At 64.8% G+C, this 21,192-nt stretch carries 15 protein-coding genes; 10 read left to right on the top strand and 5 right to left on the bottom strand.

Annotated features, from left to right (window positions below; genetic code table 11):
* Nucleotides 1-49 precede the first annotated feature (49 nt).
* The 10 genes from AC56QP_RS30175 (at nucleotide 50) to AC56QP_RS30130 (ending at nucleotide 15,764) form a co-directional block, all read left to right on the top strand.
* Entirely contained in the window at nucleotides 50-5,548 is a 5,499-nt protein-coding gene (locus AC56QP_RS30175; RefSeq protein ID WP_489862167.1) for an alpha-2-macroglobulin family protein, read from the top strand.
* Nucleotides 5,549-5,655: 107 nt separating this feature from the next.
* Nucleotides 5,656-7,746, top strand: a complete 2,091-nt coding sequence (pbpC, locus tag AC56QP_RS30170; protein ID WP_489862168.1) for a penicillin-binding protein 1C — start codon at nucleotides 5,656-5,658, stop codon at nucleotides 7,744-7,746.
* Nucleotides 7,747-7,764: 18 nt separating this feature from the next.
* Entirely contained in the window at nucleotides 7,765-8,487 is a 723-nt protein-coding gene (locus tag AC56QP_RS30165) for a M15 family metallopeptidase (RefSeq protein ID WP_489862169.1), read from the top strand.
* Nucleotides 8,488-8,710: 223 nt separating this feature from the next.
* On the top strand, nucleotides 8,711-9,736 hold the full coding sequence (locus AC56QP_RS30160) for a sulfate ABC transporter substrate-binding protein (protein ID WP_489859980.1): 1,026 nt from the start codon (nucleotides 8,711-8,713) through the stop codon (nucleotides 9,734-9,736).
* A gap of 36 nt (nucleotides 9,737-9,772) precedes the next feature.
* Entirely contained in the window at nucleotides 9,773-10,624 is an 852-nt protein-coding gene (cysT, locus tag AC56QP_RS30155) for a sulfate ABC transporter permease subunit CysT (RefSeq protein WP_489862170.1), read from the top strand.
* Entirely contained in the window at nucleotides 10,617-11,501 is an 885-nt protein-coding gene (gene cysW / locus AC56QP_RS30150; RefSeq protein ID WP_489862171.1) for a sulfate ABC transporter permease subunit CysW, read from the top strand. Before cysT ends, cysW begins: the two co-directional genes overlap by 8 nt.
* A gap of 69 nt (nucleotides 11,502-11,570) precedes the next feature.
* Nucleotides 11,571-12,611, top strand: a complete 1,041-nt coding sequence (locus AC56QP_RS30145) for a sulfate/molybdate ABC transporter ATP-binding protein (protein WP_489862172.1) — start codon at nucleotides 11,571-11,573, stop codon at nucleotides 12,609-12,611.
* Between the two features lie 229 nt (nucleotides 12,612-12,840).
* On the top strand, nucleotides 12,841-13,827 hold the full coding sequence (locus AC56QP_RS30140) for a sulfate ABC transporter substrate-binding protein (protein WP_489862173.1): 987 nt from the start codon (nucleotides 12,841-12,843) through the stop codon (nucleotides 13,825-13,827).
* A 256-nt stretch (nucleotides 13,828-14,083) separates the two neighbouring features.
* A complete protein-coding gene (locus AC56QP_RS30135; RefSeq protein WP_013530871.1) occupies nucleotides 14,084-14,533 on the top strand; it encodes an RrF2 family transcriptional regulator in 450 nt (149 codons plus the stop codon).
* Between the two features lie 82 nt (nucleotides 14,534-14,615).
* Complete coding sequence (locus AC56QP_RS30130; RefSeq protein WP_489862174.1) at nucleotides 14,616-15,764, top strand: hypothetical protein; 1,149 nt, start codon at nucleotides 14,616-14,618, stop codon at nucleotides 15,762-15,764.
* On the opposite strand, the gene AC56QP_RS30125 is transcribed toward AC56QP_RS30130, so the two are convergent.
* From AC56QP_RS30125 to AC56QP_RS30105, 5 genes are all read right to left on the bottom strand, one after another.
* A complete protein-coding gene (locus tag AC56QP_RS30125) occupies nucleotides 15,759-16,307 on the bottom strand; it encodes a gluconokinase (protein WP_489862175.1) in 549 nt (182 codons plus the stop codon). The genes AC56QP_RS30130 and AC56QP_RS30125 overlap by 6 nt on opposite strands.
* A 2-nt stretch (nucleotides 16,308-16,309) precedes the next feature.
* Nucleotides 16,310-17,296 (bottom strand): ABC transporter permease, encoded by a 987-nt coding sequence (locus tag AC56QP_RS30120; RefSeq protein ID WP_489862176.1) that lies wholly within the window; start codon nucleotides 17,294-17,296, stop codon nucleotides 16,310-16,312.
* The gene (locus tag AC56QP_RS30115) at nucleotides 17,293-18,273 is read right to left on the bottom strand and encodes an ABC transporter permease (RefSeq protein WP_489862177.1); all 981 of its coding nucleotides are present in this window, start codon (nucleotides 18,271-18,273) and stop codon (nucleotides 17,293-17,295) included. Before AC56QP_RS30115 ends, AC56QP_RS30120 begins: the two co-directional genes overlap by 4 nt.
* Nucleotides 18,270-19,817 (bottom strand): sugar ABC transporter ATP-binding protein, encoded by a 1,548-nt coding sequence (locus tag AC56QP_RS30110; RefSeq protein WP_489862178.1) that lies wholly within the window; start codon nucleotides 19,815-19,817, stop codon nucleotides 18,270-18,272. Before AC56QP_RS30110 ends, AC56QP_RS30115 begins: the two co-directional genes overlap by 4 nt.
* Nucleotides 19,818-19,894: 77 nt before the next feature.
* The gene (locus AC56QP_RS30105) at nucleotides 19,895-21,022 is read right to left on the bottom strand and encodes a sugar ABC transporter substrate-binding protein (protein ID WP_489862179.1); all 1,128 of its coding nucleotides are present in this window, start codon (nucleotides 21,020-21,022) and stop codon (nucleotides 19,895-19,897) included.
* Nucleotides 21,023-21,192: the final 170 nt, after the last annotated feature.

Here is a 21,192-nt window from a genome sequence, read left to right as displayed (position 1 = left end):
TGACTGAAGCTTGATCATGCCCGGACGTCAGCAGTGTCTGGAGGGTGTTATGACAATGCGCGCGGCTCGTGGTCTGTCGATCCTGATCCTTCTCTTTTTCGCCTGGGCCAATGTCTTCGCCTGGAGTGGCGTCGCGCAAGCGGCCGAAGCCCGGCGAATCGCAACGACCGTCAATTCCGACTATTTCGGCTTTGACCTCAGGTCCGACCAGAATGTCACGCTCGATCAGTGCAAGACGACATGCCTGGGCGATCCGGCCTGCCGCGCATTCACATACAACACCAAGGCCAAATGGTGTTTCCTCAAATCCGACTATAACCAGCTCAAGCCCTTCAACGGCGCGGTCGCCGGCAAGGTCGTCAAAGTCGACGGCGACCCCGACATCGGCGCGCCGCCGGAACTCGCCTTCTTCCCCAACTGGATGGCCGACCAGGCCCAGCAGTACCGCAACAAGCTGCTCGGCCCGGCCTATATCAAGCCGACCGACGGGCTGGCTGCGCTGACGAGCGCCGCCGAGCAGTCCGTGCTTACCGGCGACCACCGCTCCGCCATGCTCAGATACGAAGGCGCCGTGTCGGTCATGCCCGATGATGGCCAGCTATGGCTTGCCCTGGCGCGCGAAACGCTGGCCGTGCAGCCCGCCGCCAACACATCCGATGCCTCCACCTTGCCGGCAAACGGCACTTCTGCCGCCTTCAACGCCTACAAGTTGCTGCGCACCGCCAAGACGCGCGCCGAGGTCCTGGCTTTGCTCGGCAACGGCCTCGACAAGCGCGACCTTTACCGGCCGGCATTGCAGGCCTATGAGGCGAGCCTTGCGCTGGTGCCCTCGCCGGCCGTCCAGGCCGACTATGCCGATCTGAAAGCCCGCAAGGGTTTCCGCGTCATCGACCACACCGTCGATGCCGACACCAGCGCGCCGCGCATCTGCGCGCAATTCTCCGAAGACCTGGTCAAGACCGGCGTCGACTACGCGCAGTTCGTCACCGTCGACAACGCGCCGCCCAAGGGCGTCGAGGCCAAGGACAAGCAGATCTGCGTCGAGGGACTGGAGCACGGCCAGCACTACGACGTCACCTTCCGCGCCGGCCTGCCGGCCGCAATAGGCGAAGTGACCGCCGCGCCCGTGGTGCTGTCTATCTATGTGCAGGACCGGGCGCCGTCGGCCCGCTTCACCGGCGACAGCTTCGTGCTGCCGGCCGGCGCGCGCCGCGGCATTCCGGTCGTCACCGTCAACATGAACGCAGCCGAGATGAAGCTCTACCGCATCGGCGACCGATCGCTGGCCCAGCTTCTGTCGGGCTACCAGTTCCTGCACCAGCTCGACGGCTATGACATCTCCAACATTTCCGAGCAGATGGGCGCGCCGGTCTGGCAGGGCCAGCTCGACATCGTCAATGACCTCAACAAGGAGGTCACCACCTCCTTCCCGGTCGACGAAGCACTGCCGCAGCGCAAGCCGGGCGTCTATGTACTGACCGCCCAGGCCGTCAACGACAAGAGCGACGACTACAATTCGATGGCCACGCAGTGGTTCGTCGTCTCCGATATCGGCCTGTCGACCTATACCGGCCAGGACGGGCTCAATGTCTTTGCCCGTTCGCTGGGCAGCGCCAAGCCGATAGCGGGCGCCGAACTGACGCTGGTTGCCAGGAACAACGAGGTTCTCGGCACCGCGACATCGGATGCCGACGGCCATGCCGTCTTCAACCCCGGCCTGACGCGCGGCGATGGCGGCATGGTGCCGGCCGTATTGATGGCGAAGCAGGGAGACAATGATTTTGTCTTCCTCGACATGTCCAAAGCCGGCTTCGACCTGTCCGACCGCGGCGTCACCGGACGCGCGGCGCCCGGCGCGCTCGACGTCTATGCCTGGACCGAACGCGGCATCTACCGCGCCGGCGAGGATGTTCATGTCGCCGCCCTTGCCCGCGACGGCGCTGCCAAGGCGGTCGAGAACCTGCCGCTGACCTTCATCTTCTCGCGCCCCGACGGCGTCGAGGACCGCCGCATCGTCAGCGACGGCGCATCGGCTGGCGGCCATGCCGTCGACCTGCCGCTCGAACCCAACGCCATGCGCGGCACCTGGTCGGTGTCGATCTACACCGATCCCAAGCAGCCGGCGGTGGCCAGCCATATGTTCCTGGTCGAGGATTTCGTGCCGGATCGCATCGAATTCGACATGACCGCCGACAAAAAGGAGATCGCGCAGGGCGAAACCGCCAACATCAACATTGACGGCCGCTTCCTCTATGGCGCTCCGGCGGCGGGCCTTGCGCTGGAAGGCGAGTTGACGCTGTCGACGTCCCGCGATTGGGACCGCTTCCAGGGCTTTTCCTTCGGCCTCGCCGACGAGCAGTCGGCCGAACCCTCCGTCACCCCCCTCACCGGTCTGCCGGTGGTTGGCGATGACGGCAAGGTGACCTTCCCGGTCTCCGTCGAACAACTGCCCTCCACCACCAAGCTGGTCGACGCCAAGGTGACGGTGCGCATGCGCGAAACCGGTGGCCGCGCCATCGAGCGTTCGCTCAACATCGGCATCCGTCCGCAAGGCCATATGATCGGCATCCGTCCGGACTTCGCCGATGGTGAAGTGCCGCAAGGCGGCACGGCCAAGTTCAGCCTGATCGCCGTCGACCCCGACGGCAAGCGCGAAGCGCTGAAAGGCGCGCAATGGACGCTGGTCAAGGTCGAACGCAACTACCAATGGTACCGCTCCAACAACTCCTGGAACTATGAGCCGGTCACCTTCACCAAGTCGATCGCCGACGGCCAGGTCGACCTCGGCGCCGATGGCGACGCGACAGTCTCCGTGCCGGTCGATTGGGGCCAGTACCGCCTCGAGGTCGAGACATCCGATCCCGAGGGACCGGCGACCAGCTACGAGTTCGATGCCGGCTGGTACGTCGCCTCGACCACCACCGAAACGCCCGATGGCCTGGAAATCGCCCTCGACAAGGACACCTACGCCGCCGGCGAAGTGGCCAAACTCAAGGTCTCGCCGCATTTTGCCGGCGAACTCCTGATCAACATCGGCGCCGACAAGCTGTTGAAAACCGTCACGGCAACCGTGCCGGCCGGCGGCAGCACCGTCGACATCCCGGTTGGTGATGATTGGGGCGCCGGCGCCTATGTCACGGCAACCCTGTTCCGGCCCGGCGATGCGCAGGAAACGCGCATGCCGGCCCGCGCCATCGGCGTGAAATGGCTGAAGGTCGATCCGGGCTCGAAGAAGCTCACTGTTGCCCTGACGCCGCCGGACAAGACCATGCCGCGCCAGCAGCTGTCGATCCCGGTTTCCGTGGCCGGCGTGCAGCCGGGCAGCAACGCCTATGTCATGGTTGCCGCCGTCGATGTCGGCATCCTCAACCTGACCAATTACAAGGCGCCGGACCCGGAAAACTGGTTCTTCGGCCAGCGCATGCTGGGCATGGAGATCCGCGACATCTACGGCCGCCTGATCGACGGCTCGCTGGGCAACGCCGGCAAGCTCAGGACCGGCGGCGACGGTGCCAACATGCAGGCGCAAGGCAGCCCGCCGACCGAAAAGCTGGTCGCCTTCTTCTCCGGCCCCGTCCAGCTCGACGCCGACGGCAAGGCGCGGATCGACTTCGACATCCCGCAGTTCAACGGCACCGTGCGCGTCATGGCTGTCGCCTGGACCAAGGAAGCGGTCGGCCATGCCCAGACGGACGTCATCGTGCGTGATCCCATAGTGATCACCGCCGGCCTGCCACGCTTCCTTTCGCCTGGTGACGCCGCCGTTATGCGCCTCGATGTCGCCGACACCGATGGTCCGGCCGGCGACTACAAGCTGTCGATCGATACGACGGGTGATCTATCGACCGGCGACAGGCCGCTGCCCGAAAAGCTGACGCTCGCAAAAGGCAAACGCCAGACGCTGACCGTGCCGCTGGTCGCCCAGACGGCGGGCAATGCCTCGATCACCATCAAGCTTGCCCATGCCGACGGCACAGCCGTCGAACAGACGCTCTATGTGCCGGTGCGCCCGGCGCAGTTGCCGGTCACCACCCGCCTGGTCGTCGACCTCAAGGGCAATGGCGGCGCGCTGCGCGTCGACAAGGAGCTCCTGGCGGCAAGCCTGCTTGACGGCGCTTCGGTCAGTGTCGGCGTTTCGCAGGCGGCGGCCTTCGACGTGCCGTCGCTGCTGATGACGCTCGACCGCTACCCCTATGGTTGCGCCGAGCAGACCACCAGCCGCGCCATGCCGCTTCTCTACGTCAACGAGATGGCATCCGGCATCGGCATGGCCAGCGACCCCGACCTGCATGGCCGCGTCCAGGACGCCATCTACAAGGTGCTGAGCTACCAGGCCGCGGGCGGCAGCTTCGGCCTGTGGGGTCCGGGCTCCGGCGATTTGTGGCTCGACGCCTATGTCACCGACTTCCTGACCAGGGCGCGCGAGCAGAAATACGACGTGCCGAGCCTGGCCATGAACCAGGCGCTGGGCAACCTGCAGAACTCGCTGGGCTACGACCAGAGCGTCCAGGACCGTGGCAGCGAGATCGCCTACGCCCTCTACGTCCTGGCCCGCAACAAGAAGGCCTCGATCGGCGATCTGCGCTACTATGCCGACACGCAGCTCGAAGCCTTCTCGAGCCCGATGGCGGTTGCCCAGCTGGCGGCCAGCTTGGCGCTCTACGGCGACACGCCGCGCTCGGAAGCGACGTTCCGGACTGCCCTGCAGCTCGCCAAGTCGACCACCGAGTATGATTACTACCGCTCCGACTATGGCTCGCCGCTGCGTGACGGCGCGGCGATGCTGGCGCTGGCGGCGGAATCGAAGCCGGTGCCGACGATCGTGCCGGAGCTGATCAAGCTGGTGACCAGGGAACGCGCCGAAGCCCGCTGGACCAGCACTCAGGACGATTCCTGGATGCTGCTGGCGGCCCGTGCATTGAAGGAAGGCAATGATTCGATCACGCTGACCGTCAATGGCGCGGCGCATGCCGGCGGCTATTCCGACCAGATCAACGGTAGCGACCTGGTCGACAGCCCGCTGACCATCGCCAACACCGGCAAGACCCCGCTGCAGGCTGTCGTCACCACGGTGGCGTCGCCGATCCAGCCCTTGCCGGCAAGCGGCGACGGCTTCACCATCGACCGCACCTACTACAAGCTCGATGGCACCGAAGCCAACGTCACCGAGGCGACCCAGAACGAACGCTATGTTGTCGTGCTCAAGATCTACGAGCAGAACAGCTGGCCTTCGCGCCTGCTGATCACCGACCTGTTGCCGGCAGGTTTCGAGATCGACAATCCGGGCCTGGTCTCCAGCGCGCAACTGTCGAACTTCTCCTGGCTGGCGCAGACCGATGCCGCCCACCTCGAATTCCGCGACGACCGTTTCGTCGCGGCCTTCAACCCCAATGAGGGCGACGGCGACCGCAACATCACGCTCGCCTATGTCGTGCGCGCGGTGACGCCGGGCACCTATGCCCATCCGGCGGCAACGGTGGAGGACATGTACCGGCCGCAATATTCGGCCCGCACCGCCACCGGCATGATGGAGATCAAGGCTCCGTAAGGCCCGATGGTGGCGATCATGCAAATGGCGATTGCGCTCATCACAGCTCCCTTCTCCCCGTCACTATACGGGGAGAAGGTGGCGGCAGCCGGATGAGGGGCGGCGCCATGCTCTCCAAGAAATTCTTCCGCCGAGCAGCCATAACCGCAGCTTCGTGCGCCGGCCTTGCAATCCTCTCCGTCGCCTCCCTGTGGGAGCTCGACCGCGCCTTCCCGCCCCCGCTCCCGGCGGAACTCACCGTCTCCACCGAAGTCCAGGACCGCGATGGCCAGCTGTTGCGCGCCTTCGCCACGCCGGACGGTTACTGGCGGCTCGAAACCCGGCTCGACCAGGTCGACAAGCAGTTCGTCGACATGCTGGTCACCTATGAGGACAAGCGCTTCTGGGATCATGAGGGCGTCGACGTGCTGGCGCTGGCCCGTGCCGCCGGTCAGTTCGCCAGCAGCGGCCATATCGTCTCCGGCGGTTCGACGCTGTCGATGCAATTGGCCCGACTGATCGAACCCCGCGAAAGCCGCAGCCTCGGCTCCAAGATCAAGCAGATGCTGCGCGCCATCCAGATCGAGCGGCGGCTGTCCAAGCGCGAGATACTCGAACGCTACCTCACACTGGCGCCTTATGGCGGCAATCTCGAAGGCGTGCGCGCCGCCTCGCTTGCCTATTTCGGCAAGGAACCGAAGCGGCTGACCGTTTCGGAAGCCGCCCTGCTCGTCGCTCTGCCGCAACTGCCGGAAAAGCGCCGGCCCGACCGCAATCTGCGGATTGCGCATGCCGCCCGCGACCGGGTGCTGACCCGCATGGTGTCTTCCGGCCTGCTCGGCGAACGCGAGGCCGCGCGCGCCGCGCTCGATGATGTGTCGGGCCTGCGCCGCACGCTGCCGACGCTCGCCGCCCACGCCGCCTATGCGATGCTGCCCAAGGCGGTGCCCGGCCAACCCTTGCGATTGACGATCCGCAAAAGCGTCCAGGAAGGGCTGGAACAGGTGGCGCGGGACGCCGCCACCAAGCTTGGACCCCGCCTGTCCGTGGCCATGGTGCTGGCCGACGCCCGCACCGGCGATATCCTTGGCGAGGTCGGCTCGGCCAATTTCTTCGACGCCAGCCGCTCTGGCTGGATCGACATGACCAAGGTCGTGCGCTCGCCCGGCTCGACGCTGAAGCCGTTCATCTACGGGCTTGCCTTCGAGCAAGGCCTGGTGGCGCAGGAAACGCTGATCGAGGACAGCCCGGTCGATTTCGGCGGCTACCGGCCGAAGAATTTCGACATGGGCTACCAGGGCGATGTCAGCATCCGCCAGGCGCTGCAGCTGTCGCTCAACGTGCCGGCGATCCGCGTGCTCGACGCGGTCGGCCCGGCACGCCTGACCGCACGTTTCCGCCAGGCCGGTGTAAACCCCATACTGCCGGTCAACGAGGCGCCGGGCCTCGCCATCGGCCTTGGCGGCGTCGGCGTCACATTGCGCGATCTCGTCCAGCTCTACACAGGGCTCGCCAACGGCGGCAAGACGCACACGCTGCATGACGGCACCGAGCCGGCAAACGCCGAGCGCACCACGGCCACCATCCTCGACGATCAGGCGAACTGGCAGATCATCGACATCCTGTCGGGCGTCAAGCCGCCCGAGGGTGCCTCGCAGCGCGGCATCGCCTACAAGACCGGCACCTCTTACGGCTACCGCGATGCCTGGTCGGTCGGCTTCGACGGCCGTTATGTGCTGGGCGTCTGGGTCGGCCGCCCCGATGCCGGCGCGGTGCCGGGCCTGTCCGGCTATGTCTCGGCCGCCCCCATCCTGTTCGAGGGTTTCGTCCGCTCGGGCCTGGCCACCGTGCCGTTGTCGGGCAAGCCACCCGGCGTCTTCAGTCCCAAGCGGGAGGACCTGCCGGTAACGCTCGCCCGCTTCGGCGCCGGCGCGGACGGCCTGGTGCAGGCAACGGTGACCGAACCCGCGCCGACCATCATCTTTCCGCCTGACGGCGCCCGCGTCGATCTCGGCACCAACTCGGCCGATGCCTCGCCGCTGGTGCTGAAGCTGCAAGGCGGCCGCGCGCCGTTCCGCTGGTTGGCCAATGGCAAGCCGCTCACCGGCATCGACCGCCGCCGCACCGCAACCTGGCAACCTGATGGGACCGGTTATTCGACCCTGACCGTCATCGACGCTGCGGGACGTGCGGCCAGCGTGAAGGTGTTCGTCGAGTGAAAGCGCTCCTTGAATAGAATGCGCCAGGCGATTCAACGCATTGGCTTTTGCGCTCTGACGGTTGCAGCCTTCGTTCTGCCGGCACATGCCGACACCCTGCCCGCCGGCTTTGTTCGGCTTGCCCATATCGATGCCTCGATCCGCCAGGACATCCGCTACGCCGGATCCGACAATTTCCTGCACCGCAAGGTGACCGGCTACGATGCGCCGGTCTGCATCCTCACCCGACAGGCGGCGCAAGCCCTCTCCGTAGTTCAGAAGGCAATTGCCGCCAGGGGCCTGACGCTGGTTGTGTTCGACTGCTATCGCCCTGTCCGCGCCGTGGCCGACATGGGCGAATGGACGAAGAAAGGCGGACCACCCGATCCGCAATGGTATCCGAAAGTCAGGCGCGGCGATCTCATCGCCAAGGGCTATGTCGCCCGCCTGTCGGCGCATTCGCGCGGCTCGACCGTCGATCTCGCCATCGCCCGAACCGACCACGGGTCCAGCCCGAAACCGGCCTGCGGCGCTGTCGATGCCGACACGCTGGATTTCGGCACCGGCTTCGACTGTTTTGACCCGATGAGTGAAACCGCCCACCGCCCGCTCGGCAAGGAAGCGCCGGCAAACCGCAAGATGCTTGTCGATGCCATGCGCGCCGGCGGTTTTGTGAACTATGGCCGCGAATGGTGGCACTTCACGCTGGCAGATGAACTATTCGCGAAAGAGCGCTTCGATTTTCCGGTTATTGCCGAGTAAATCGCGGGACCCAATCCCATCCGGCCTTGCCTCAACACGCCTCATTTCTAGATAGGCCAAAGTGGGGGCGCGGATTCGTCGCACAGGGTACGCCGAGGAAAACATTTTCCAAAACGGCGGAATCTCGTCGAAAATTTTCTTCACGAGGGCAAAAAAGGCAACATTCAATGCATCTTATTTCTATCAATTCGGTAGATTTGGCGCGGGTTCAACGGAGGCAGAAATGACCAAACCTCATTTCCGGAAACTGCTCGGCGCGCTGGTCGCCACGTCTGTCCAGTTCGGCACGCTCGGTTTCGCGTTCGCCGACACCACCATCCTCAACGTGTCCTACGATCCGACACGCGAGCTCTACAAGGCCTATGACGAGGCCTTCGCCGCGCACTGGAAGGCCGAGACCGGCGAGACGGTCACCATCCAGCAATCGCATGGCGGATCGGGCGCCCAGGCCCGCGCCGTGATCGACGGCCTCGACGCCGACGTGGTGACGCTGGCGCTCGAAGGCGACATCAACGCCATCGTCGCCAAGTCGAAGAAGATCAATGCGGACTGGCGCGGCAAATTCGACAACAACTCGGCGCCCTACACCTCGACCATCATCTTCCTTGTCCGCAAGGGCAATCCCAAGGCCATCCACGACTGGAACGACCTGGTCAAGGACGGCGTCCAGGTGATCACCCCCAACCCCAAGACCTCCGGCGGCGCGCGCTGGAACTATCTTGCCGCCTGGGCCTACGCCAACGCCAATGATGGCGGCGACGAAGCCAAGACCAAGGAATTCGTCGGCAAGCTCTATGCCAATGTTCCGGTGCTCGACACCGGCGCGCGCGGCTCGACCGTGACCTTCGCGCAAAAAGGCCTCGGCGACGTGCTGATCGCCTGGGAGAACGAGGCCTATCTGGCGCTCGACGAGTTCGGCGCCGACAATTTCGACATCGTCTACCCGCCGACCTCGATCCTGGCCGAGCCGCCGGTGGCGGTGGTCGACGCCAATGTCGACGCCAAGGGCACGCGCAAGGTCGCCGAAGCCTATCTGGGCTGGCTCTATTCCAAGGAAGCGCAGACGATCATCGCCAGGAACCACTATCGTCCGTCCAAGCCAGACCTGGTGCCGGCCGAGGACCTCGCCAAGCTGCCGCCAATCAAGCTGATCACCATCGACGATCCGCTTTTCGGCGGCTGGAAGAAGGCCCAGCCTTATCATTTCGGCGACGGTGGTATATTCGACCAGATCTACAAGCCCCAGTAAGCAGTCGATATTTAAGCAGTCGATATTCAGGACGATATGACCATAGCACCCGCTCCTGCGGGGTGGCGGTTCAGACAGCCGAGTGTCATTCCGGGTTTCGGATTGACGCTCGGCTTCTCGCTTGCCTACCTGACGCTGATCATTCTCATTCCCTTGTCGGGGCTGGTCTGGCGCTCGGCCGCACTTGGCTGGACCGAGTTCTGGGCCATCGCCGCCGACCGGCGCACCGTCAACGCGCTGGAGATCAGCTTCGGCACCGCCTTCATCGCGGCGGCCGTCAACGTCGTCTTCGGCACGCTCGTCGCCTGGGTTCTGGTGCGCTACCGCTTTCCCGGCCGCCGCATCGTCGATGCCATGGTCGACCTGCCCTTCGCGCTGCCGACGGCGGTGGCCGGCATCGCGCTGACCACGCTCTACGCGCCGAACGGCTGGATCGGCAAACTGCTGATGCCGCTCGGCATCAAGGTCGCCTACACGCCGCTCGGCATCGTCATCGCGCTGGTCTTCATCGGCCTGCCCTTCGTCGTGCGCACCGTGCAGCCGATCATGGAGGAGATCGACAAGGAGGTGGAGGAAGCCGCCGCCACGCTTGGCGCCAGCCGCTTCCAGATCATCACCCGCATCCTGTTTCCGGGTCTGGCGCCGGCCATCGTCACCGGCTTCGCGCTGGCTTTCGCCCGTGGCGTCGGCGAATACGGCTCGGTCATCTTCATCGCCGGCAATCTGCCCTACAAATCCGAGATCGCGCCGCTTCTGATCGTCATCCGGCTGGAGGAATACAATTACCCGGCGGCGACCGCGATCGCCGCGCTCATGCTGGCCCTGTCGTTCGTCATGCTCCTGGTCGTCAATCTGGCGCAGTCATGGAGCCGCAAGCGCTATGGCTGATCCCGAGATCAAATCCTACGAACCGCACCATGAGAGCCAGTCGGCGGCGGTGACCGAAAGCCGCCCGGCGCAGGCCGTGCTGATGGCCATCGCCTTCGCCTTCCTCGGCATCTTCCTGCTGCTGCCGCTGATCGTCGTCTTCAACGAGGCGCTGGCCAAGGGCATCGGCGCCTACACCGAGGCGCTTGGCAATCCCGACACCCGCTCGGCGATCCGGCTGACGCTGCTGGTGGCGGCGATCGCGGTGCCGCTCAACATCGTCTTCGGCCTCTCCGCCGCCTGGGCCATCGCCAAGTTCGAGTTCAAGGGCAAGGCCTTCCTGACCACGCTGATCGACCTGCCCTTTTCGGTTTCGCCGGTCATATCGGGCCTGGTCTATGTGCTTCTGTTCGGCGCCCAGGGGCTGCTCGGCGGCTGGCTGAAGGCGCATGGCATCGTCATCCTGTTCGCCGTGCCGGGCATCGTGCTGGCCACCATCTTCGTCACCTTCCCCTTCGTCGCCCGCGAGCTGATCCCGCTGATGCAGGAACAGGGCAGTGGCGACGAGGAGGCGGCCCTCTCGCTTGGCGCCAATGGCTGGCAGGCCTTCTGGTATGTGACGTTGCCCAACGTCAAATGGGGGCTGCTCTACGGCGTGCTTTTGTGCAACGCCCGCGCCATGGGCGAGTTCGGCGCGGTCTCGGTGGTGTCGGGCCACATCCGCGGCCTGACCAACACCATGCCGCTGCATGTCGAGATCCTCTACAACGAGTACAACGCCGTCGGCGCCTTTGCCGTCGCGTCCTTGCTTGCCGGCCTGGCGCTCGTCACGCTGGTCTTGAAAACACTTCTGGAGATGCGCTACGGCGCCGAGATCGCCGCGGCGCGCGGACACTAGATGCCTGTCGCCCAAAAGTGTGTAGCGGTTTTGGGACAATGACAGGCATCGCCTGCTGAGGGACTGTAGATGGAAGTTCGCGTTGCCAACGTGCGCAAGGAGTTCGAGCGGTTTCCGGCGCTCCACGACGTCTCGCTCGACATCAAGTCGGGCGAGCTGATCGCGTTGCTGGGGCCGTCCGGTTCCGGCAAGACGACGCTGCTCAGGCTGATCGCCGGGCTGGAGCGGCCGACGCGGGGAAAGATCTTCTTCGGCGACGAGGACGCCTCGCACCGGTCGATCCAGGAGCGCAATGTCGGCTTCGTCTTCCAGCACTATGCGCTGTTCCGGCACATGACGGTGGCCGACAATATCGGTTTCGGCCTGAAGGTCCGGCACGGACCGTCGCGCCCGCCGGCGCAGGAGATCCGCCGCCGTGCCTCCGAGCTTCTCGATCTGGTGCAGCTTTCGGGGCTGGAGAAGCGCTATCCGGCGCAGCTCTCCGGCGGCCAGCGCCAGCGCGTGGCGCTGGCGCGCGCCATGGCGATCGAACCCAAGGTGCTGCTGCTCGACGAGCCGTTCGGCGCGCTCGACGCGCAGGTGCGCCGGGAACTGCGCCGCTGGCTGCGCGAGATCCATGACGCCACCGGCCACACCACCGTCTTCGTCACCCACGACCAGGAAGAGGCGCTCGAGCTTGCCGACCGTGTCGTGGTGATGAGCCAGGGCCGCATCGAGCAGGTCGGCACCGCCGACGACATCTACGACACGCCGAACTCGCCGTTCGTCTACGGCTTCATCGGCGAATCGAGCTCGCTTCCCGTCAAGATCGACAATGGCGAGGTCTGGATCGCCGACCGGCCGATCGGGCTTGCCGCGCCCAACCAGCCCCCGGGCGAGGCGACGCTGTACTTCCGCCCGCACGATGTCGAACTGCTGGATGGCTGCAGCGGCTGCATCGTCGGCACGGTGGCCGCCAGCCGCCGCGTCGCCGGTACCAGGCGCGTCGAGCTCGAAATCGGCGGCGACCGCCAGCGGGTCGAGATCGAACTGCCCGTCGACCATCCCGCCGCGCAGAAAAGCCGCGTCGCCTTCCGGCCCGGTCGATGGACCCTCTTCCCGGCCGCTTGAACTCTCAGCCGTTCCATCGCTTCTAGAAGGATTGTGCGCGCAAGGGGCGTCGGCGCCGCTGCCAAGGTGCCCAGAATGACTCTCCTTGGAAGGAGATCCTAACAACCGGCTGTTCCAGCGATATCTTTTCTCGGGGTGCGGCCACGGAGCCGCGGAGTGTGCCTCGTCGCGCACCATGCATCACGGCTATCTTCGAGCCACAAACGCATTGCATCCGGAGCCCGTTTTCATGAAGCGATTTTTCCTTGGCGTCGCCACCGTCGCCGGCCTGTTCCTCGCATCCTCCCAAGCCTGGTCGGCCGACAAGCTGCTCAACGCTTCCTATGATGTCGGCCGCGAGCTGTTCGTTCAGGTCAACAAGGCCTTCATAGCAGGCCATCCGGGCGTCACCATCGATCAGTCGCATGCCGGCACCTCGGCGCAGGCACGCGCCATCGCCGAGGGCCTTGGCGCCGATGTCGTCACTTTCAACCAGGTCATCGACATCGACTTCCTGGTCAAGAAGGGTCTTGTCTCCGCCGACTGGCAGAAGGATTTCCCAAACAACGCCTCGCCCTTCTATTCGCTGCCGTCCTTCCTGGTTCGCGCCGGCAATCCCAAGCACATCAAGGACTGGAACGATCTCGTGCGCGACGACGTGCAGGTGATCTTTCCCAACCCGAAAACCTCGGGCAATGCGCGCTACACCTATCTGGCGGCAACCGCCTACGCCAAGGAAGCCTTCAAGGGCGACGACGCCAAGGTGAAGGAATTCATCACCAAGCTGTTCAACAACGTGCCGATCTTCGACACCGGCGGCCGCGCCGCGACCACCACCTTCGTGCAGCGCGAAATCGGCGACGTGCTGATCACCTTCGAGTCGGAGACACGCGGCATCCGCAAGGAATATGGCGATGACAAGTTCGAGCAGGTCACGCCTTCGGTCAGCCTGCTGGCCGAATTCCCGGTGGCGATCGTCGACAAGGTCGCCGACGAGCACGGCACCCGCGATCTCGCCAAGACCTATCTCGACTTCCTCTACACGCCTGAAGGCCAGGACATCCTCGCCCAGAACGGCAACCGGGTCCGTGACGCAGCCGTCGCCGCCAAATACAAGGCCCAGTTTCCCGATGTCCGCCTGCTGACGGTGGAAGACGTCTTCGGCGGCTGGGACAAGATCCAGAAGGAGCATTTCGCCGCCGGCGGCCTGCTCGACCAGACCTACGGCAGCCGCTGACATCGGCAACATCCGCGATCAATAAGGAAGCCGGCGCTTTGCCGGCTTTTTCGTTCCATATGCCGCAAACCCGGTTTCCGGCGAAATATCGGCGTCATCCGTGCAAAACGTTACAAAGAATCAACGCGTTTGTGCCTAACGTGTCATCGGACGGCTTGTTTTTGGGCGAAACCTCATCGCGTGATAAAAACGTCATCATTTGCACACAAACAGTCGCCAGAGGCGAGTGGTTGGGGCTTTATGGGTTGACTCGGGCATGCTGACGAAAAAAGGCAAATACGGCCTCAAGGCCCTCGTGCATCTGTCTGGCCTGCCGGCCGGCCAACTCGCATTCGTCAATGACATCGCGGTGGCCAACAACATCCCTAAGAAATTCCTGGATGCCATCCTTGGCGAGTTGCGCAACGCAGGCTTCGTGCAGAGCCGCAAGGGCAAGGAAGGCGGTTATCGCCTCGCCCGGCCAGCCTCCGAAATCAAGATCGGCCATGTCGTGCGCGTGCTTGACGGGCCGCTGGCGCCGATCCCATGCGCCAGCCGCACGCAGTATCAGCGCTGCGAGGATTGCGACGAGGCGACCTGCCAGGTCCGGCACATGATGCTGGAGGTGCGCCAGGCGATCGCCGAAGTGCTGGACAATCGCAGCCTCGCCGCCATGCGCGATGCCGACAATGACGATTTCCCGGTCGAGCTGACGTCGCAAATCTAGACCACCACGCGACGTTTCCCGTCGCAAGGTTGCGAGGCCCATGCCGACGCGGTACAGCGGGTTTAGAAGACAGGATAGACCGATGAGGCTGTCGTGGTTCGCAAAATCCCGCAACCGCAAGCTGACATCGGCAGCCACATTCCGTACTGAAATCATCGCCGACGTCTTCGTCCCCGACCATGCCGAGGATGTCCGCTTCTTCAGCCGCAAGCTGGTGCACCCTGGCAGGCTTCGCCGTTTCTCGAACAGGGATCTTCGCGAAAGCCTGCTGTCGGTCTTCTATATCACGGTGGCGGCGGCGCTTCCGATGCGCTGGTGGGCACAGGTCTGCGACCGGGTGTCGAGGTTTCGCCTGAAGCGCCATATGCTCAAGGAATTTGCGGACTATGCAGCCGCCACGCGCGCGGTGCTCGGCGACGGCATCGATCCGCGCAGGCTGTTCGAGGCGTTGCTGGCGGCACGCCATCGCCGCCACCTGCAGCTGGCCGCGCATCTGGTCCCTGGCCGCTGGTCGCCGACGATCCGCCTGGAGGGGCTCGATGGGCTGAGGTCAGCTTTGCTGCGCGGCCACGGCGCCATCCTCTGGTGCGATCAGTTCACCGCCCAGACCATGATCGGCAAGCGTGCCCTGCACGAAGCCGGTGTCGAAGCACATCAGGCGAGCGTCAACACGCACGGTGTTTCCGAAACGGCATTCGGCCTGCGCTTCCTGAACCCGCCGCTGATCAATGTCGAGAACCGGTTCCTCAAAAGTCGGATCGTCTTTGACCGCGACAGCACCTATCAGGTCACGATCCGCATCCAGAAGATCCTGAAGGAGAATGGCGTGGTGATGATGACCAACACCATCCATGCCGGCTCGACCTTCGCCGAGGTCGCCATGGGCGAGAGCGGTTGGACGTACCTCGCCTCGGCACCGGCGAATTTCGCCGCCAGGGGCAAGACGGCGTTGTTTGCCATGTCGACTTTCGAAGTGGTTCCCTTCCGCGAATACCGGGCCGTCCTGAGCCAGGAGCTGGTGCCGGCGCCATCGACCGTCTCGGCCGCGGGCATGGCCAGGGACGGTGCCAAGAGCATGGCGTTGCAGGCGCGTTACATCCTGCTCAAGCGCGACCGCCTGATCGAGGCCCTGAAGCTTTATCCCGAGCAGATGATGTCGTGGTCCCGCCACCAGCGGCTGACCGAGCGCCAGGATGGGACCAGCCTCGGCACCGATGATGAAGGTTCATGACCGGCGTATCCGACGGACCGCGTCAGCGACGAGTTCGCCGACCGGGCGCGTCGCGTCGAGCGTCAAGGCCCGCTCATTCGCCGCCGGCGGCTCGAGGATGGCGAACTGGCTGTCGACAAGGCTCGCCGGCATGAAATGGCCCTTGCGGTTGCCGACACGCCGCCGCGCGGTGGCGGGGTCGATCTCCAGATAGAGGTAGACGATATCCTGGCGAAAGCCGCTCAGGCGCATGCGATAGCTGCGCTTCAGCGCCGAGCAGGCGGCAACCACGCCTTGTCCCTGCCCCACCAGCGTCGCGATGCGCTCGCCGATCGCGTCGAGCCAGCCTTCGCGCAATTGATCGGTGAGCGGTTCGCCGCTTGCCATGCGGGCGACGTTTTCGGGTGGATGCAGCCTGTCGCCCTCGACGAACACTGCGCCCAGCGCGGCCGCCAGCGAGGCGCCGACGGCTGACTTGCCGCAGCCGGCGACACCCATCACCACTATGACCGGAGGCACCGAACCGGGAGCGCCAGTCGGCGCCTGTGCTGCCTTTTCGTCCACGATCAGCGGCTTGCTGGCGCGCGGCCGTAGAGCAACAGCATGGCGACGATGACGACGCCATAGATGATCTGCCGCCCCGCCTCCGGCATCTGCATGACTGAAAGAATGGACTGCAGCAGCGTGATCAGGATGACGCCGGCGACGGTGCCGAGATAGGAGCCGCGCCCGCCGAGGATCGAGGTGCCGCCAAGCACGACGGCCGCGATCGACGGCAAGAGATAGGCGTCTCCCATCGACTGCGCCGCCTTGGAGGCATAGCCGGCCAGCAGCACGCCGCCAAAGGCCGACAGGCCGCCGGAGACGGCGAAGGCGACCATCACCACACGCCGCGTGTCGATGCCCGAGAGATAGGCGGCACGCTCGCGGTTGCCGATGCCGTAGACCGTGCGGCCGAAGCTGGTGCGGGTCAGCACGAACACCATCGCCGCGCCGATCAGCGCCCAGATGACGACTGCGTTGGGCACGCCCGGAATGGCAAAACCGGTCGCCAGATAGCGCATCGCGCCCGTCGCGGAATCCTGCGGCGAGAAGCCGCCGGTGTAGACCACCATAAGCCCTTGCGCGACGGCATTGGTGGCCAGCGTGATGATCATCGAGGGGATGCGCAGATAGGCGACGCCGATGCCGTTGACGACGCCGATCAGCACGCCGCAGAAGATGCCGAACGGGATCGCCAGCGCCACGCCGGCCGGACCATAGGCGGCGGCCGCGCAGGCCATCATGGCACCCGCCGCCACCGACCACGGCACCGACAGGTCGATCTGGCCGAGCAGGATGACCAGCATCATGCCGGTGGCGATGACGCCGAGGAACGACGCCACCTTGAGCTGCTGCAGCAGATACTCAGGCGACAGGAAGCTGCGCGAATAGAGGCTGCCGAGAAATAGCAGCAGCACGATGCAGGCAAAGGCGGTGACGACGGCCGGATCGGCGCGGCGGATGAATTTCGGCATGCGTCCGGCAATACCGCCGATGGTCGTTTCGCTCACAGGAACCACTCCAGCCGGTTGCGGACCCTGAACAGGGCGAAGGCGCCGAGGCTGACCGCGACCAAAAGGATAACCCCCTGGAACAAAGGCTGCCAGAGCGGATCGAAATCGAACACGAACAAGAGGTCGCCGATGGTGCGGAAGGCGAGCGCGCCGAAGATGGCGCCGATGGCGCTGCCCTTGCCGCCGAACAGCGAGACGCCGCCGAGCACCACGGCGGCGATCGAGAACAGGGTGTAGGCGTTGCCGCTGGCATAGGCCGCATCGCCCGTATAGGTGAAGAAGGTGAGGAACAGCCCGCCGATCGCCGCCAGCAATCCGGCCAGCGTGTAGGCGGCGAACTTGCCGCGCCGGATCGGCACGCCGGACATATAGGCCGCGGTTTCCGATGATCCCGCCGCATACGCGGCGCGGCCTAGCACCGAGCGGCTGAATGGCACCCAGATCACCAGCACGATGGCAAGCAGGGCAACAAGGCTCGCCGGCACCACGTCGAACACGCGGCCCGTCAGCGCATCGGCCAGGTTCTCATTGACGGAACCGCCGGGGAATGGCCGCAGCAACAGGCCGATGCCGTAATAGACGGCCCCGGTGGCAATGGTGGCGACGATCGGCTGCAGCCGCCCATAGATGACGATGGCGCCATTGATGGCGCCGCAGAGCAGGCCGACCGCCAGCACGGCGATGACGCCGAGCGTCGTCTGCATCGGCGTGCCCACCACCAGCCAGGAAGCCAGGCAGTTGGTCAAAAGGAAGATCATGCCGACCGACAAGTCGATGCCGGCGGTGATCACCACCAGCGTCTGCGCCATGGCGACGAAGGCGAGCAGCACGCCCTTGTTCGCCGCCGTCTGCACGACATTGGCGGTGAAGCCCGCCGGGTGGTTCGAGGTGTAGATGGCGAACATGGCGATGAAGATGCCAAGCGCCAGCAGCGTCCCGCGTTGTTCGGCCAGCCAATAACGCCAATCCTTCACGCGTCCGCTCCCTGGGTCACCGGGCTGTCCTCGCCATGGATGTTGAGCGCGCTGGCGATCAGCGCCCGCTCGGTGATCCCGGCGCCGACCAGTTCGCGCTTGACCGCCCCGTCATAGAGCACAAGCACGCGATCGCAGCAGCCGATCAGCTCGTCATAATCGGTCGAATAGAACAGGATCGCGGCACCGGCGTCGGCGAGCTTGCGCATCAGCAGGTAGAGCTCCTGCTTGGTGCCGACGTCGATGCCGCGCGTTGGATCGTTGAGCAGGATGATGCGCGGTTGCCGCATCAGCCATTTGGCGATCACCACCTTCTGCTGGTTGCCGCCCGACAGCGCGCCGACCGGAATGTCGAGGCCCGCCGTCTTGATCGCAAGCAGGCCGACCATGTCGTCGATCAGCCGCTGCTCGGCGGCGCGGTCGATGACGCCGGCTTTCGACAGCCTGTCGAGGGCGGCGAAGGACAGGTTTTCGCGCACCGTCATCGGCAGCATCAGGCCTTCGGTCTTGCGGTCCTCGGGAATGAGCGCCATGCCGATGCTATCTTCCCGCGCGGCTGCGGGGCTGGCGATGGCGACCGGCTTGCCGTCGATGAGGATCTGGCCCGACAGGCCGCGCAGCACGCCGAAGAAGGCCAGCAGCAACTCGCGCTGGCCCTGGCCGTCGAGGCCACCAAGGCCGACCACCTCGCCAGCCCTGACGGTCAGCGAGACGTCGTGCAGCCGGTCGGCCCAGGAGAGCTTGCGGGCTTCGAGCACCGGCGCTGTGGTGGCGGATGCCGCCACCGGCTTGGGTGGAAAGATATGGCTGTATTCGCGGCCGATCATCAGCTCGACCACTTCATTGTCGCTCTTCGAGCCCGCCGGATAGCTGGCGACGTTACGGCCGTTGCGAAAAACGGTGCACTGGTCGGCCAGTTCGGCGATCTCGTTCATGCGGTGCGAAATGTAGAGCAGCGCCAGCCCTTCCGAGCGCAGCCGCTTCAGCACCGCGAAGATCTTCGAGACGTCCGCCGCCGTCAGCGCCGAGGTCGCCTCGTCGAGAATGAGGATGCGTGGCTTGCGTGCCAGTGCCTTGGCGATCTCGACCATCTGCCGGCGCGACAATGGCAGGTCCTTGACCAGCGCCAGCGGATGGATGTCGGCGGCACCCGCGCGCGCCAGCGCCTCTTCCGCGATGCGGCGCTGCGCCTTGCGGTCGATCATGCCGAAGCGGGTCGGGGGGTCGGAAATGACGATGTTGTCGGCGACGCTGAGTTCAGGAACCAGGGACAGCTCCTGGAAGATGCAGACGATGCCGGCCTTGTTCGCCGCACCGGGTGAAGCGAAGGTCACCTCGCGACCGTCCAGCATCATACGGCCCTCGTCGGGCGCCACGACACCGGCCATGACCTTGATCAGCGTCGATTTGCCGGCGCCGTTTTCGCCAAGGATGGCATGGATGCTGCCGGCCGAGACCGACAGATCAGCCTTCTCCAGCGCCCGCACGCCTCCATAGCGCTTGGATATGCCTTCCATGCGCAAGAGCGGAACCGCGCCGTCCATCAGCCCTCCCAGGCATTTGCGATTGACATCAGGCAGCCGATGCCGCGGGTTTTCTCCCGCGGCATCGGCTGGTCAGACTATTTGTTTTCCTTGGTCTGGCCCATGATCTCCTGCGCGGTGAAATTGATGCCGCAGGTCGGGAAGGAGTTGCCGACGAAGAAATTGTCGGACTGGTCGGGGAAGAAATCCTGGCCTTCCTTGAAGTTCGGATCCTCGACAATGGCGAGCGGCAGCTTCACCGATTGCGGCACGACATTGCCTTCGAGCGCGGCAATCGCTGTCTTGATGGCAACCGCCACCTGGGCCGGGCCGGTGCCGGCCGAAGAGCACTTCAGTCCGTCGCCGGCATGCGCGGCACAAAATTTGCGGAAGCCGTTTTCGGTCTCGCCGCCGAACGGAACGAACGGATGCTTGGCATCGATCATCGCCTGCACGATGCCGGTATCGCCACCCTGCCCGGTGATGCCGTCGAAGGGCCCGTTGGTGGCAATCGCGTCGGCCGTCGCTTTCTGGGCCACGCCATCGTCCCACTTGCCGACGACTTCGGTGACATCCCACTTCTTGCCGGACGCGTCGAAGACCTCATGGATACCGGCGTGACGGTCCGTATCGACGGAAGTGCCGGCAACGCCGCGTACCTCGAGCACCTTGCCGCCGTTCGGCACATGCGAGACCAGCCACTTGCCCCACAATTCGCCAAGGCCCTTCTGGTCGACGTTGACGTTGATGGCGTCCTTGGTGTCGAGGATGTTGTCGAAGGCGACCAGCACGACGCCGGCTTCCTTGGCGCGCTTGATGACCGGCCCGAACGCGGTCGGATTCTGTGCGTTGACGACGATCGCGTCAAAGCCGGAATCGATGAAGTTGTTGATTGCCGAGATCTGCGCCGGCACGTCCTCGCCAGTCGATACAACCTTGAATTCCTTCAGCTTCGCGGCAACGTCCTTCTGTGCCGCATAGGCCTTGGCGGTCTGCACCATCTGGATACGCCAAGTGTTGGCGATATAGCCGTTGGCAAGCGCGATGCGATACGGGCCTTCCTTCTTGGGAAACTTGAAGAACTGCGTGTCGGCTGCCCACGGTGCGAAGCAATCCGGCTCGGCAGCCGGGCCCTTGACGATTTCCGGGCCGGCGGCGATCGCCGACGAGCTCAACACGACGAATGCAGTGGCGGCAACGATGCCACCAACAAGTGACTTGATCATCGATATTCCTCCCAGTTGCAGTTCTGATTGTTGTTTCGCTTTGCGAAGTCTCGCGCGATGGGCCGGCACCTCCTGCCTTGCCAAGCACGTCTTGGTCGCCGGTGATGGCCGACCCGGTCCCTCCCCTCGTCGTCGCCAGCACGGCGAAAACTATCATATTATACATAATA

The sequence above is a fragment of the Mesorhizobium sp. RCAM 05104 genome (assembly GCF_059683645.1).
This window is presented reverse-complemented; position numbering and strand designations above follow the sequence as displayed.

Excerpts from the sequence above, each read along its gene's own strand:
- AC56QP_RS30165 (WP_489862169.1), top strand. The coding sequence starts at position 7,765 with ATGCGCCAGGCGATTCAACGCATTGGCTTTTGCGCTCTGACGGTTGCA.
- cysT (WP_489862170.1), top strand. The coding sequence starts at position 9,773 with ATGACCATAGCACCCGCTCCTGCGGGGTGGCGGTTCAGACAGCCGAGT.
- cysW (WP_489862171.1), top strand. The coding sequence starts at position 10,617 with ATGGCTGATCCCGAGATCAAATCCTACGAACCGCACCATGAGAGCCAG.
- pbpC (WP_489862168.1), top strand. The coding sequence starts at position 5,656 with ATGCTCTCCAAGAAATTCTTCCGCCGAGCAGCCATAACCGCAGCTTCG.
- AC56QP_RS30110 (WP_489862178.1), bottom strand. The coding sequence starts at position 19,817 with ATGGACGGCGCGGTTCCGCTCTTGCGCATGGAAGGCATATCCAAGCGC.
- AC56QP_RS30135 (WP_013530871.1), top strand. The coding sequence starts at position 14,084 with ATGCTGACGAAAAAAGGCAAATACGGCCTCAAGGCCCTCGTGCATCTG.
- AC56QP_RS30175 (WP_489862167.1), top strand. The coding sequence starts at position 50 with ATGACAATGCGCGCGGCTCGTGGTCTGTCGATCCTGATCCTTCTCTTT.
- AC56QP_RS30145 (WP_489862172.1), top strand. The coding sequence starts at position 11,571 with ATGGAAGTTCGCGTTGCCAACGTGCGCAAGGAGTTCGAGCGGTTTCCG.
- AC56QP_RS30140 (WP_489862173.1), top strand. The coding sequence starts at position 12,841 with ATGAAGCGATTTTTCCTTGGCGTCGCCACCGTCGCCGGCCTGTTCCTC.
- AC56QP_RS30130 (WP_489862174.1), top strand. The coding sequence starts at position 14,616 with ATGAGGCTGTCGTGGTTCGCAAAATCCCGCAACCGCAAGCTGACATCG.
- AC56QP_RS30160 (WP_489859980.1), top strand. The coding sequence starts at position 8,711 with ATGACCAAACCTCATTTCCGGAAACTGCTCGGCGCGCTGGTCGCCACG.
- AC56QP_RS30105 (WP_489862179.1), bottom strand. The coding sequence starts at position 21,022 with ATGATCAAGTCACTTGTTGGTGGCATCGTTGCCGCCACTGCATTCGTC.